General features: G+C 72.8%; 13 protein-coding genes. 7 read left to right on the top strand and 6 right to left on the bottom strand.

What is annotated here, in order from left to right; all coding sequences use genetic code 11:
• Positions 1 to 132: 132 nt before the first annotated feature.
• Genes ABZ478_RS12960 through ABZ478_RS12945 form a run of 4 tightly spaced genes read left to right on the top strand, consistent with a single transcriptional unit; the run spans position 133 to position 3,290 of the window.
• A complete protein-coding gene (locus ABZ478_RS12960; RefSeq protein WP_359548197.1) occupies positions 133 to 1,560 on the top strand; it encodes a DUF2252 domain-containing protein in 1,428 nt (475 codons plus the stop codon).
• A 13-nt stretch (positions 1,561 to 1,573) separates the two neighbouring features.
• The gene (locus ABZ478_RS12955) at positions 1,574 to 2,050 is read left to right on the top strand and encodes a hypothetical protein (RefSeq protein ID WP_359548196.1); all 477 of its coding nucleotides are present in this window, start codon (positions 1,574 to 1,576) and stop codon (positions 2,048 to 2,050) included.
• Between the two features lie 49 nt (positions 2,051 to 2,099).
• On the top strand, positions 2,100 to 2,912 hold the full coding sequence (locus ABZ478_RS12950) for a hypothetical protein (RefSeq protein WP_358929581.1): 813 nt from the start codon (positions 2,100 to 2,102) through the stop codon (positions 2,910 to 2,912).
• A gap of 48 nt (positions 2,913 to 2,960) precedes the next feature.
• On the top strand, positions 2,961 to 3,290 hold the full coding sequence (locus tag ABZ478_RS12945) for a rhodanese-like domain-containing protein (protein WP_359548355.1): 330 nt from the start codon (positions 2,961 to 2,963) through the stop codon (positions 3,288 to 3,290).
• 141 nt (positions 3,291 to 3,431) lie between these two features.
• Here ABZ478_RS12945 and ABZ478_RS12940 read toward each other — a convergent pair whose 3' ends face one another.
• From ABZ478_RS12940 to paaA, 5 genes are read right to left on the bottom strand one after another with little or no spacing between them, the layout of a single operon-like run.
• Positions 3,432 to 4,496 (bottom strand): 2Fe-2S iron-sulfur cluster-binding protein, encoded by a 1,065-nt coding sequence (locus ABZ478_RS12940; protein WP_359548193.1) that lies wholly within the window; start codon positions 4,494 to 4,496, stop codon positions 3,432 to 3,434.
• Positions 4,496 to 5,020, bottom strand: a complete 525-nt coding sequence (paaD, locus tag ABZ478_RS12935; RefSeq protein WP_359548191.1) for a 1,2-phenylacetyl-CoA epoxidase subunit PaaD — start codon at positions 5,018 to 5,020, stop codon at positions 4,496 to 4,498. Before paaD ends, ABZ478_RS12940 begins: the two co-directional genes overlap by 1 nt.
• Positions 5,014 to 5,733, bottom strand: a complete 720-nt coding sequence (gene paaC, locus ABZ478_RS12930; protein ID WP_359548189.1) for a 1,2-phenylacetyl-CoA epoxidase subunit PaaC — start codon at positions 5,731 to 5,733, stop codon at positions 5,014 to 5,016. The genes paaD and paaC overlap by 7 nt, the downstream gene beginning before the upstream one ends.
• Positions 5,730 to 6,017 (bottom strand): 1,2-phenylacetyl-CoA epoxidase subunit PaaB, encoded by a 288-nt coding sequence (gene paaB / locus ABZ478_RS12925; protein ID WP_359548186.1) that lies wholly within the window; start codon positions 6,015 to 6,017, stop codon positions 5,730 to 5,732. The genes paaC and paaB overlap by 4 nt, the downstream gene beginning before the upstream one ends.
• Positions 6,014 to 7,033: a 1,2-phenylacetyl-CoA epoxidase subunit PaaA gene (paaA, locus tag ABZ478_RS12920; RefSeq protein ID WP_359548183.1), complete on the bottom strand. Its 1,020-nt coding sequence runs from the start codon at positions 7,031 to 7,033 to the stop codon at positions 6,014 to 6,016. The genes paaB and paaA overlap by 4 nt, the downstream gene beginning before the upstream one ends.
• Positions 7,034 to 7,457: 424 nt before the next feature.
• On the opposite strand from paaA, the gene ABZ478_RS12915 reads away from it, so the two are divergent.
• Genes ABZ478_RS12915 through ABZ478_RS12905 form a run of 3 tightly spaced genes read left to right on the top strand, consistent with a single transcriptional unit; the run spans position 7,458 to position 10,449 of the window.
• Positions 7,458 to 8,435 (top strand): DUF5819 family protein, encoded by a 978-nt coding sequence (locus tag ABZ478_RS12915; protein ID WP_359548180.1) that lies wholly within the window; start codon positions 7,458 to 7,460, stop codon positions 8,433 to 8,435.
• A complete protein-coding gene (locus tag ABZ478_RS12910) occupies positions 8,432 to 9,679 on the top strand; it encodes an HTTM domain-containing protein (protein ID WP_359548177.1) in 1,248 nt (415 codons plus the stop codon). Before ABZ478_RS12915 ends, ABZ478_RS12910 begins: the two co-directional genes overlap by 4 nt.
• Positions 9,676 to 10,449, top strand: coding sequence for a TrmH family RNA methyltransferase (locus ABZ478_RS12905; RefSeq protein WP_359548174.1), 774 nt, complete (start codon positions 9,676 to 9,678; stop codon positions 10,447 to 10,449). Before ABZ478_RS12910 ends, ABZ478_RS12905 begins: the two co-directional genes overlap by 4 nt.
• On the opposite strand, the gene paaN is transcribed toward ABZ478_RS12905, so the two are convergent.
• Entirely contained in the window at positions 10,446 to 12,137 is a 1,692-nt protein-coding gene (gene paaN, locus ABZ478_RS12900; protein ID WP_359548171.1) for a phenylacetic acid degradation protein PaaN, read from the bottom strand. The two genes, ABZ478_RS12905 and paaN, sit on opposite strands and share 4 nt — an antisense overlap.
• Positions 12,138 to 12,165: the final 28 nt, after the last annotated feature.

Here is a 12,165-nt window from a genome sequence, read left to right as displayed (position 1 = left end):
CGCGGGGGACGGGGTTTTCCACAGGATTTCGGTTGCCCTCCGGTTGTCCACAGGGTCTGACGCGGTCCGGCCGACGGCTGTACGGTCTGCACGAGTTGATGTTCGAGCGTGCGGGCGGGGGAGGCGGTCCTGGTGACGGGATCCGGTGCGGAGGCGGCGGAGCGGGCGGTGACGGCGCCCCGGTTGCCGCGGGTGCGTGGCTTCGCCCAGTGGCCGCCGCAGGGTTCGCCCAAGAAGCAGGGCAAGGCGCTGCGGTCCGCCGTCCCGCGCGACGCACACCGCGTCCTCGACCTGGACGCCGGCCGCCCGGACGCGGTCACCGCGGTGGTGGACTCCAACGCGGGCCGTATCGCCGAGCTGACACCGATACGGGTGGGCAGGATGGCGGCCACCCCGTTCGCCTTCCTGCGCGGCTCCGCCGGGCTCATGGCGTACGACCTGGCCCGCACGCCGATGACCCGCATCGGCGCCCAGATCTGTGGTGACGCGCACGCGGCCAACTTCGGTCTGTACGGAGACGCCCGCGGCAGCCTGGTCATCGACCTCAACGACTTCGACGAGACCGTGCACGGACCCTGGGAGTGGGACCTGAAGCGGCTCGCCGCCTCCCTGGTGCTGGCCGGACGGGAGGCGGGCGCCGACGAGGACACCTGCCGGGAGGCCGCCCGGGACGCGGTGGGCGCCTACCGGAGGACCATGCGGCTGCTGGCCGGGCTGTCCGTGCTGGACGCCTGGAACGCCATCGCGGACGAGGAACTGGTCTCCCACACCGACGCCCATGACCTGCTCGGCACGCTCGAGCGGGTCTCGCAGAAGGCGCGGGCCAACACCAGCGGCCGGTTCGCGGCGAGGTCGACGGAGGAGACGGAGGCCGGCGGGCGGCGCTTCGTCGACGCGCCGCCGGTGCTGCGCCGGGTCCCGGACGCCGAGGCGGCCGAGGTGGCCGCCGCCCTGGAGCCGTACGCGGCGACGCTCTCCGAGGACCGGCTGCCGCTGCTGGCCCGGCACGCGGTGCACGACGTGGCCTTCCGGGTGGTCGGCACGGGCAGCGTGGGCACGCGCTCGTACGTGGTCCTGCTGCTGGACCACCGCGGGGAGCCGCTGGTGCTCCAGGTGAAGGAGGCGCGTCCGTCGGCGCTCGTCCCGCATCTGGCCGCGGCCGGCTTCCAGGCGCCGGCGGTGGAGCACGAGGGGCGCCGGGTGGTCCTCGGCCAGAAGCGGATGCAGGTGGTCAGCGACATCCTGCTCGGCTGGACGACGGTCGGCGGGCGGCCCTTCCAGGTGCGTCAGTTCCGCAACCGCAAGGGCAGCGTCGACCCGGCCGCGCTCGCCGCCGACCAGATCGACGACTACGGCCGCATGACCGGCGCCCTGCTGGCCCGCGCCCACGCGCACAGCGCCGACCCGCGCCTGATCGCCGGCTACTGCGGCAAGAACGAGGAGCTGGACGAGGCGATAGCCGCCTTCGCGGTCGCCTACGCCGACCGCACGGAGGCGGACCACGGGGAACTGGTCGCGGGGGTGCGAGCGGGGCGGATCGCGGCCGAGACGGGCGTGTGACGGGGGTGGCGTGATGAAGTACGTCGAGCTGAGCGGGGACGAGGGGGAAGAGGCGGGGTTCATCGACCCCCGGCCCTATCTCGAGCGGCTGCCCGCCATCGCGGCCGAGCTGCCGCCGGGTGCACGCGCGTTCGCCACCGACCCCGGGCACTACGACTTCGGCGGCAGGCGCTGTGTGAAGGACCTGCGGCCGTCACGGGTGCGCCGCGGCGGGGGCGGGGACGTCGAGATCCGTTTCCGGCACAACTGCTTCAAGCACGACGAGGACCTCCTCGTCCGCTACACAGGGGTCTCCCGCTTCCAGTCCGACGTCCTGGGCAGCTGCGACCCCGCCTCCCTCGGTGAGGTGATCCTCGACGAGATCCTTCCGGGCCCGGCCGGCTGCACCCATGAGCTGGCCTGCCGGCCGGGCACGCTGGTGGTCGCCTGCCGGGACCTGGTGGCCGAGTGGATACCGGCCGACTGCCCCGACGCGGTGCCGCGCGCGTGAACCGGGCCGTCCGCGGCGCCGGGTTCCGTCCGTGGCCTACGCTGGTCGGGTGACGACCCCGGAAGCTGAGCAGTCCCAGGCACCGCGGCCCGAGGAACGGCTGGAACAGGCCGTACGGGCAGCCGAGCAGGCGTTGATCGAGTACGAGATCGCCGTGGAGACGTTCCGCGTCGAGGTCGAGAACTTCTCCCGGCTGCACGAGCAGAAGCTCGGCCCGCTCTACATGCGCATCGAGCACCTGGACGCGGAGATCGCCGAGGCGAAGGCCGCCCGCACCGGGGACCCGGAGGACATCCGCCGGGCCGAGGAGGCCCGGGCGCATGTGCTGCCGATCCCCGGCGTCGAGGAGCTGCTGCACGGCTGGATGGACGGCAACGGCCTGTTCCCGGAGGCCACCGCCATGCTCACCGACCAGGCGGTACGCCCTCCCGAGCGGGTGCGGCCCAGCGAGGAGGCCCGCAAGCTCTACCGCGAGCTGGCCCGCAAGGCCCACCCCGACCTCGCCCAGGAGGAAGAGGAGCAGCAGCGGCGCGAGGAGTTCATCAGCCGCGTCAACGCCGCCTACGCCCGCGGCGACGAGGCGCTGCTCAGGGAGCTGGCCGAGGAGTGGGCGGCGGGCCCGGTGCCGCCCGAGCGCCGGCCGAGCCCCGCGGACGAGCTGTACGCCCGCCTGGAGTGGCTCTCCCAGCGCAAGGAGCTGCTCACGCTGGTCGCCCGCGAGCTCGAGGATGGCGCCATCGCCGGCATGCTGCGGCTGGCCCCGGACGACCCCGACGGCCTGCTCGACGAGATCGCCGGCCGGCTGCGCGCCGACATCGAGCAGCGGGAGACGGAACTGGCGGCCCTGCTGGCCCAGGGCTGACCCTGCGGTCCTTCGGGTAGCGTCGGGGGCATGAGTTTTGGAGCTGGGGTGCCCACCGTCGGGGTCACGGATCTCAAGGACGACGACTTCCTGCTGGACGTCCGCGAGGACGAGGAGTGGCAGGCCGGTCACGCCGATGGCGCGTTGCACATCCCCATGAGCGAGTTCGTGGCCCGCTACGGCGAGCTGACCGAGGCCGCCCCGCAGGACGGCCGGGTGCATGTGATCTGCCGGTCCGGAGGGCGTTCGGCGCAGGTCGCGATGTATCTGATCCAGCAGGGCGTCGACGCGGTGAACGTCGACGGCGGCATGCAGGTCTGGCAGGCCGCGGGTCGTCCCGTGATCACCGACGCCGGGGCGCCGGGCGCCGTCGTCTGACCCGCGGCGGCCCGGCCCCGGCCGGCCGGACCCCGGTGGCCGGTGCTCCGGGCGGCCGGATCCGGTGGCCCGGCCTCAGGCACGGCCGAGCGGGTGGGCCGGCGGCGGGTGACCGGGCTTTCCCGTGTGCCGGGCGGGAACTCAGCGGTCGAAGTCCAGCTCCACCTTCTCCGTCACCGGATGCGACTGGCAGGCCAGTACGTAGCCGGCTTCGGTCTCCTCCGCCTCCAGGGCGAAGTTGCGGTCCATGCGCACCTCGCCCGCGACCAGGAAGGCCCGGCAGGTTCCGCACACCCCGCCCTTGCAGGCGTAGGGCGCGTCGGGCCGGTTGCGCAGCACGGTGTCCAGCAGCGACTCGCCGTCCTGCACCGGCCAGGTGCCGCCGCGCCCGTCGAGCCGGGCGGTGACGGTGCTGTGCGCGGGCGCCGGGGTGCCGGCCGAAGGGGCCGATCCCGCGTCCACGTGGAAGATCTCCTGGTGGATCCGGGCCCGGTCCACGCCCAGCTCGCGCAGCGCCCGCTCCGCGCCGTCGACCAGGCCGTAGGGCCCGCACAGGAACCAGCCCGCCACCCGCTCCACCGGCAGCAGCGCGGGCAGCAGTCCCGTCAGCCGTTCCCGGTCGAGCCGGCCGGACGGCAGACCCGCCTGCTGCTCCTCCCGGGAGAGCGCGGTGACCAGCTGCAGCCGCTGCGGGTAGCGGTCCTTCAGGTCGGCGACCTCTTCGAGGAACATCGTCGAGGCGGCCGTGCGGTCTCCGCGTATCAGGCAGAACCGGGCCTGAGGTTCACGCGCCAGCAGCGTGGAGACGATCGACAGCACGGGGGTGATGCCGCTGCCGCCGACGACCGCGGCGTACAGGCCCGGTGCCGGATCCAGCGTGAAGCGGCCGGCGGGGGTCATCACCTCCAGTTCGTCGCCGACGTTGATCTCCTTCAGCGCGTACGTGGAGAAGGCACCGCCCTCGACGAGGCGCACCCCCACCCGCAGTGTGCTCGGGCCCGCGCCGGCCGGGTCGGGGGCCGCGGAGCAGATCGAGTACGTCCGCCGGATCTCGGTGCCGTCCGTGCGCCGCCGCAGGGCGAGGTGCTGGCCGGGCGCGTGCCGGTACTCCTCGCGCAGCTCCGGCGGGACGGTGAGAGTGAGCGCGACGGAGTCGTCGGTGAGCCGGTCCACCGCGGCCACCGGGAGCGGGTGGAAGCGCGCCATCACAACTCCTTGAAGTGGTCGAACGGTTCGCGGCAGGACAGGCAGCGGCGCAGCGCCTTGCATGCGGTGGAGGAGAACCGGCTGAGCAGTTCGGTGTCGGCCGCCCCGCAGTGCGGACAGCGGACGGGTTCGCCGTCCTCCTCGGTCCTCGTCGGGCCGAGGGTCAGCGTCACCGGACCGGGGTCGCGGCGCGCGCGTGGGGGAGCGATGCCGAACTCCTGCAGCTTGCGGCGGCCTTCGGCGGTGATGTCGTCGGTCGTCCAGGCGGGGCTGAGCACGGTGCGGACGGAGACGTCGCGCACGCCGTGGGCGCGCAGTACCCGCTCGATGTCCAGGCTCATCGCCTCGATGGCGGGGCAGCCGGTGTAGGTCGGGGTGAGGTCGACCTCGACCGTGTCGGGGCCGTGGACGTGCACCGCGCGCACGACGCCGAGGTCCTGCAGGGTGAGCACGGGCAGCTCGGGGTCGGGCACCGACCCGGCCAGTTCCAGCAGTTCCGCCTCCAGCGCGGTGGCCGTCACCATGACGCCCCCGGGTGGCTGCGGTGCAGGTGCTGCATCTCGGCGAGCATCCGTCCGAACTGCTCGGTGTGCAGGCCCTGCCGGCCGGCGCCCGCCGACCAGGCGCCGGTGCGGGGTCCCTCGGGCACGGTCAAGGTGGCCCGGCCCAGCACGTCCGTCACGGAACGGAGCCAGTTCTCCTCCAGGGCCGCCCAGTCGGCGTCCAGGCCCTCGACCGGCTGGAACATCTCACCGGTGAACCGCCACAACGCCTCACACGCGCGCCGCATCCGTTCGTGACTGTCCTCGGTGCCGTCGCCGAGCCGCAGGGTCCACTGCTCGGCGTGGTCGCGGTGGTAGGCGACCTCCTTGACGGCCTTCGCGGCCAGCGGTGCGAACGGACCGCCGGTGGCGGCGAGTTCGCTGTAGAGAAGCTGCTGGTAGGTGGAGAAGTACAGCTGGCGGACGATGGTGTGGGCGAAGTCGCCGTTCGGCTGCTCGACGAGCTGGAGGTTGCTGAACGCCCGCTCCTCGCGCAGATAGGCGAGTTCGTCCTCGTCACCGACCATCGACAGCAGCACGCGGGCCTGGCCGAGCAGGTCGAGGGCGATGTTGGCGAGGGCGACCTCCTCCTCCAGGACGGGGGCGTGTCCGGCCCACTCCCCCAGGCGGTGGGAGAGCACCAGGGCGTCGTCGCCGAGGGCGAGCGCGGCGGTCGCGGGGACGGTGGCGGTCACAGGTGCTTCACCCCTTCCGGGATCTCGTAGAAGGTCGGGTGCCGGTAGGGCTTGTCGGCGGCCGGCTCGAAGAACGGGTCCTTCTCGTCGGGTGAGGACGCCGTGATCGCGGCGGCGGGCACGACCCAGATCGAGACGCCCTCGCCGCGCCGGGTGTACAGGTCGCGGGCGTTGCGCAGAGCCAGCGCGGCGTCGGGCGCGTGCAGGCTGCCGGCGTGGGTGTGGGAGAGGCCGCGGCGGGAGCGCACGAAGACCTCCCACAAGGGCCAGTCGGTGTTGGTCATCCTCGTGTCTCTCCCGTTCCGCCGGTGCTGCCGGTGTGCTTGGCCGCGTACGCGGCGGCCGCCTCGCGCACCCATGCGCCCTCTTCGTGTGCGCGCCTGCGCTGGGTGATGCGCTGTTCGTTGCAGGGGCCGTTGCCCTTGAGGACGTCCCAGAACTCGGTCCAGTCGATGGCACCGAAGTCGTGGTGTCCCCGCTCCTCGTTCCAGCGCAGGTCCGGGTCGGGGAGGGTGAGGCCGAGGGATTCGGCCTGGGGTACGCAGATGTCGACGAAGCGCTGGCGCAGTTCGTCGTTGGAGTGGCGCTTGATCTTCCACTCCATGGACTGGGCCGAGTGCTGGGAGGCGTCGTCGGGCGGGCCGAACATCATCAGGGAGGGCCACCACCAGCGGTCCACCGCGTCCTGCGCCATGGCGTGCTGCTCGGGGGTGCCGTTGCTGAGGGCCAGCAGCAGTTCGTAGCCCTGCCGCTGGTGGAAGGACTCCTCTTTGCAGACGCGCACCATCGCGCGGGCGTAGGGCCCGTAGGAGCAGCGGCACAGGGGGACCTGGTTGGTGATGGCGGCGCCGTCCACCAGCCAGCCGATGGCGCCGACGTCGGCCCAGGTCAGGGTGGGGTAGTTGAAGATCGAGGAGTACTTCTGGCGGCCGCTGTGCAGCTTGTCGAGCAGTTCGTCACGGCTGGTGCCGAGGGTCTCGGCGGCGCTGTAGAGGTACAGGCCGTGGCCCGCCTCGTCCTGGACCTTGGCCATCAGGATCGCCTTGCGGCGCAGTGAGGGCGCGCGGGTGATCCAGTTGGCCTCCGGCTGCATGCCGATGATCTCGGAGTGCGCGTGCTGGGCGATCTGCCGGACGAGCGTCGCGCGGTAGGCGTCGGGCATCCAGTCGCGGGGCTCGATGCGTTCGTCGGCGGCCACGGCCGCGTCGAAGGCGTGCTGGTACTCCACCGGTGCTCCGGCGGTGTCCGGCGCGCCGGCGGCGTCTGTGCGTGCCGTGCGGTGCGCGGCTGCTGTGGCCATGCGGTCCCCCTGACCTCGGGCTCTGCTGCGGACACTGTCCCGACCGATCGTTCGGTCCGTGCGCATCAATGGTGTGCCGGGCCGGTGCCGCTGTCAACCGCTGTGGAAAACCCCGCGATCGCCCTGTGGACACCGTGCCGGACGGGTACCGGGTGGCACTTCCGGGCGAGGCCCGGGAAGGGTCCGGGCCCGGGCTCCCACGGATTTCACGGTGGCGAGCGGCTGGTCGTACCGCCTCGTCCGACACCCCGCCCGGGCGGCGGCGTGGTGATGGCCACGGCCTCCGGTGGTTCCCCGGGGCTGCGCCCGGTGGGCGCGGCTGAGTACCGTTCCGTGCGGGCGCCGAGCCGTGGCGCCCGTGAACCATGCGGCGCCTGTGGCGGGCGGCCGTACGACGTCGGCGGAAATCGGGGATCGGGGCGGAATGGACGCGTACGACGAGGACTCGCACAACCGGCGGGGGCCGGACGGGTCGAAGGGGGCGCGTCTCCCGGAGAGTGGCACGGACGGGCACGAGCCGCGGGGCGCCGACGGGGAGGGAAGCGGTCCGTCGGTCACGGGCGCGGTCTCGGACGAGTCGCCGGCCGACGACATGAGGAGTAGCCCGGCCGGTGGCGCGGAGGGGACCGGGCCGTCTGCCGAGAGCGGGGACACGAACGAGCCCTCGGCCATGGGGACGCACGGCGAGCAGCCATCGGGGAGCACGGACCCCGCCGGCGGAGCCGAGCCGGCGGTGGCCCCGCCCGCCCCGCCCCGCAGCGGTGTCGCCGCCCTCTCCCCCCGCTACCAGGTCGGAGCGGCGGTGGCGCTCGCGGCCGTCGCCGTCGCCGCCTGTGTACACCTGGGGATGGTGTTCCTGAGCCTCGCGCCCGCGAACACGGTGACCAAGCAGCACGGCAAGGCGATCGAGGAGTGGGTGTACCCGGAGTTCGAGCAGAACTGGAAGCTGTTCGCCCCGAACCCCTTGCAGCAGAACATAGCCGTGCAGGTCCGCGCCGAGGTGCGGACGAAGGACGGTGATCTTCGCACCACCGGCTGGCGGGACCTCTCCGCCCGCGACGGTGCCGCGATCGACGGCAACCTGCTGCCGAGCCACACCCAGCAGAACGAACTGCGCCGGGCCTGGGACTTCCTCGCCGCCACGCACGGCACCGACAACCGGCCGGTGGGCCTGCGCGGCGCACTGTCCGAGACGTACATGCGCCGGATCGTGACGATGCGCCTGCACCGGGAGGACGCGATCGGCCGGCAGGGAGTCGTCCAGCGCGTGCAGGTCCGCTCCCGGACCACCAATGTGCAGCCGCCCGTGTGGAGCCGGGAACGGTTCTCCAGCAAGCCCGTCTACCGCGTACTTCCCTGGTGGACGGTGACCGACGACGAGGCCGCGGGAGGTGTGGCGTGAACCGTCTGTCCCTGACGCTCTCGCGGGGCATCGCCCGCGTCACCGAGTCCGCGCTCGGCCGGTACCAGAGCGCCGTGATCCGCATCGGATTCTCCGGTACCTGGCTGCTGTTCCTGCTGCGCGAGTTCCCCCACCGCCGGGAGATGTACGGCCCCGACGGCCCCTGGGGCTGGGACCTCGGCCGGCAGCTCACGGATGAGAACCACGCCTTCACGGCCCTGATGTGGTCCGGTGGACAAGCTTGGTTCGAGACCTTCTACGTGCTGGCGATCCTCGCCACGACGGCACTGCTGCTCGGCTGGCGCACCCGGACCGCCTCCGTGCTGTTCATGGTGGGTGTGCTGTCGCTGCAGAACCGCAGCGTCTTCATGGGCGACGGCGGCGACAACGTCCTGCACCTGATGGCCTTCTACCTGGTCTTCACCCGCTGCGGTCAGGTGTGGTCGCTCGACGCCCGGCGGGCGGACCGTGAGGCCGCGGCACGCGCGCGTGGGGAGCGGGTCCGCCCCGACCGGCTGGGGCCGGCGCTGTGGGCGGTGCTGGGCCTGGTGCTCGCCGGTGCGACGCTGGCGGGCCGGCTGTTCGACAACGGCTGGCTGGTGCCCTCGCTGCTGTGGACGGTGTGGGCCGTGCTCGGCCTGTGGGCGGTGGTCCGGCGCCGGGCGGGGTCCGAGGAGCCGCGGATCCTGCTGGACGTGATCGCCAACGTCCTGCACAACGGCGCCCTGTTCGTGATCATGGCGGAGGCCTGCCTGATCTACGCCACGGCCGGCTGGTACAAGATCCAGGGCTCGCGCTGGCAGGACGGCACCGCCGTCTACTACCCGCTCCACCTGGACTACTTCTCGCCCTGGCCGGCGCTTGCCGACCTGATGTCCTCCAGCGGCACGATCATGATGGTCGTCACCTACGGCACGGTCATGGTGCAGGTCGCCTTCCCGTTCACGCTGTTCAACCGGCGGGTGAAGAACGTCCTGCTGGTGCTGATGATGCTCGAGCACGCGGTGATCGCGGTCGTCCTCGGGCTGCCGTTCTTCTCGCTGGCCATGATCACGGCGGACGCCGTCTTCCTGCCGACGTCCGTCCTGCTGCTGCTCGGCGGCTGGGCGGCACGCGCGCGTGAGCGGCTGGTGCGGCGCGGCCGGGACGAGGACCCCGTGCTGCCGGGGCCGCGCGCCTCCGAGGAGGCCGTCCCGGACTCGGCCGAGGAGCGTACGCCGGGCCACGTAGGGTTCAGCGCATGACCGATCCCCTGGCCCGCTGGCGTGCGAGCGCCGGAACCGCCGTGCTGCTGGACGGCTTCCACGCCCTCAAGCACGCGCTGCGCTTCGGCGCTCAGGTCCCGGTGGCGGTCACGACCGACCGCGGGGCGGCGCTCGCCCTCGCCGAGGAGCTGGCCGGGGACGTCAGGGACAGCCTGGACGAGCTGCTGACCGAGGTGCCCGCGGCGACGTACGCCTCGCTCGTGCCGCGGCCCCACCCGACCGGGGTGGCGGCGCTGGCCGTGCGGCCGTCCCGGGAGGCCAATCTGCGCTCGCTCGCCCGTACGCCCCGCCCGGCGCCCGTCGTGGTCCTCGACAACCCGCGCAACCTTGGCAACGCCGGCGCCGTGATCCGGCTGGCCGCCGGTTTCGGGGCGACCGGTGTGGTCACCACGGGCACCCTCGACCCCTGGCACCCCACCGTGGTGCGCGGCGGTGCGGGACTGCACTTCGCGACGGCCGTGGAGCGGCTCGGTGCCGACGAGCTGCCCGAGGGACCGCTCTTCGCCCTCGACCCGGAGGGCGAGGACATCCGGGGTGTCACGCTGCCCGACGACGCCGTGCTGGCCTTCGGTTCGGAGCGCAGCGGTCTTTCACCCGAGGTGCGCGGGCGGGCCGACCGGCTGCTGGCGCTGCCGATGCGCCCCCAGGTCTCCAGCTACAACCTGGCCACCAGCGTGGCCATGACGCTGTACCACTGGAGTGCCACCGGGGGCGCGGCGACGGCGCCCCCGGCGGTAACTGCTTCCTAGGCGTCGCGGCGGACCTCCACCACCCGGAAGCGGTTGGCCACGAACGCGCCGTCGGTGAGGGCCGCGTTCGCCGCCGGGTTGCCGCCCGAGCCGTGGAAATCGGAGAAGGCGGCCGTCTGGTTCACGTACACCCCGCCGGTCAGGTTGAGCGACAGTTGGGCGGCCTCCTCGAGGCAGACCTCCTCGACGGCCCGCTCGGCCTCCGGGTCGGTGGTGTACGCGCCGACCGTCATCGCGCCCTTCTCGCGGACCGTGCGGCGCAGCAGCTCCACCGCGTCGGTCACCGAGTCGACCGCGACGGCGAAGGAGACGGGGCCGAAGCACTCGCTCATGTAGGCGGCCTCGTCGTCCGGCTTGGCGCCGTCGAGCTTGACGATCACCGGCGTGCGGACCACCGCGCCCGGGAAGTCCGGGTTGGTGATCTCCCGCGAGGCCAGGGCGACCTCACCGAGGCCGGCGGCCGCCTCCAGGCGGGCCTTTACGTCCGGGTTGACGATCGCGCCCAGCAGGGCGTTCGCGCGCGCGTCGTCGCCGAGCAGCCCGTCGACGGCGCGGGCGAGGCCGGCGGTCACCTCGTCGAACGTCTTGTGGCCCTCGTCGGTGCGGATACCGTCGCGCGGGATGAGCAGGTTCTGCGGGGTCGTGCACATCTGGCCGCTGTACAGGGACAGCGAGAAGGCCAGGTTGGACAGCATCCCCTTGTAGTTGTCGGTCGACTCCACGACGACCGTGTTGACGCCGGCCTTCTCCGTGTAGACCTGCGCCTGGCGGGCGTTGGCCTCCAGCCAGTCACCGAAGGACGTCGACCCGGTGTAGTCGATGATGCGGATCTCGGGGCGGGTGGCGAGGGTCTTGGCGATGCCCTCGCCGGGGCGCTCGGCGGCCAGTGCCACGAGGTTCGGGTCGAAACCGGCCTCGGTGAGCACCTCGCGCGCGATCCGCACGGTCAGCGCGAGCGGCAGGACCGCGTGCGGGTGGGGCTTGACCAGGACCGCGTTGCCGGTGGCCAGCGAGGCGAACAGGCCCGGGTAGCCGTTCCAGGTCGGGAAGGTGTTGCAGCCGATGACCAGACCGATGCCGCGCGGGACCGGCGTGAACCGCTTGGTCAGCGCCAGCGGGTCGCGCTTGCCCTGCGGCTTGGTCCACTCGGCGGTGTCGGGGGTGCGGACCTGCTCCACGTACGCGTACGCCACCGCTTCCAGGCCGCGGTCCTGGGCGTGCGGGCCGCCCGCCTGGAGCGCCATCATGAAGGCCTGCCCGCTGGTGTGCATGACCGCGTGCGCGAACTCGTGCGTCCGGTCGCTGATCCGCTTGAGGATCTCCAGGCAGACCACCGCGCGCGTCTCCGCGCCCGCCTCCCGCCAGGCGCGCTGTCCGGCCTTCATCGCGGGCAGCAGAACGTCGAGGTCCGCGTGCGGATAGGTCACGCCGAGCTCGATGCCGTAGGGGGAGACCTCGCCGCCCACCCAGTCGTCGGTGCCGGGCTGGCCGAGGTCGAGGCGGGTGCCGAGGACGGCGTCGAAGGCGGCCTTCCCGGCCGCCGCGTCCAGGCTGCCCTGCTCCCCGTACGCCTTGGGGTGCTCGGGGTGCGGGGACCAGTACGCGCGCCTGCGGATCGCTTCCAGGGCCTGGTCGAGCGTGGGCCGGTGCCTGGCGATCAGGTCGTGCGCGGTCAGTTCGGCGGCCATGCGGGACCAACTCCTCGTCTCAGGAACT

This window comes from Streptomyces sp. NPDC005706 (assembly GCF_040631045.1).
GTDB lineage: Bacteria > Actinomycetota > Actinomycetes > Streptomycetales > Streptomycetaceae > Streptomyces.
This window is presented reverse-complemented; position numbering and strand designations above follow the sequence as displayed.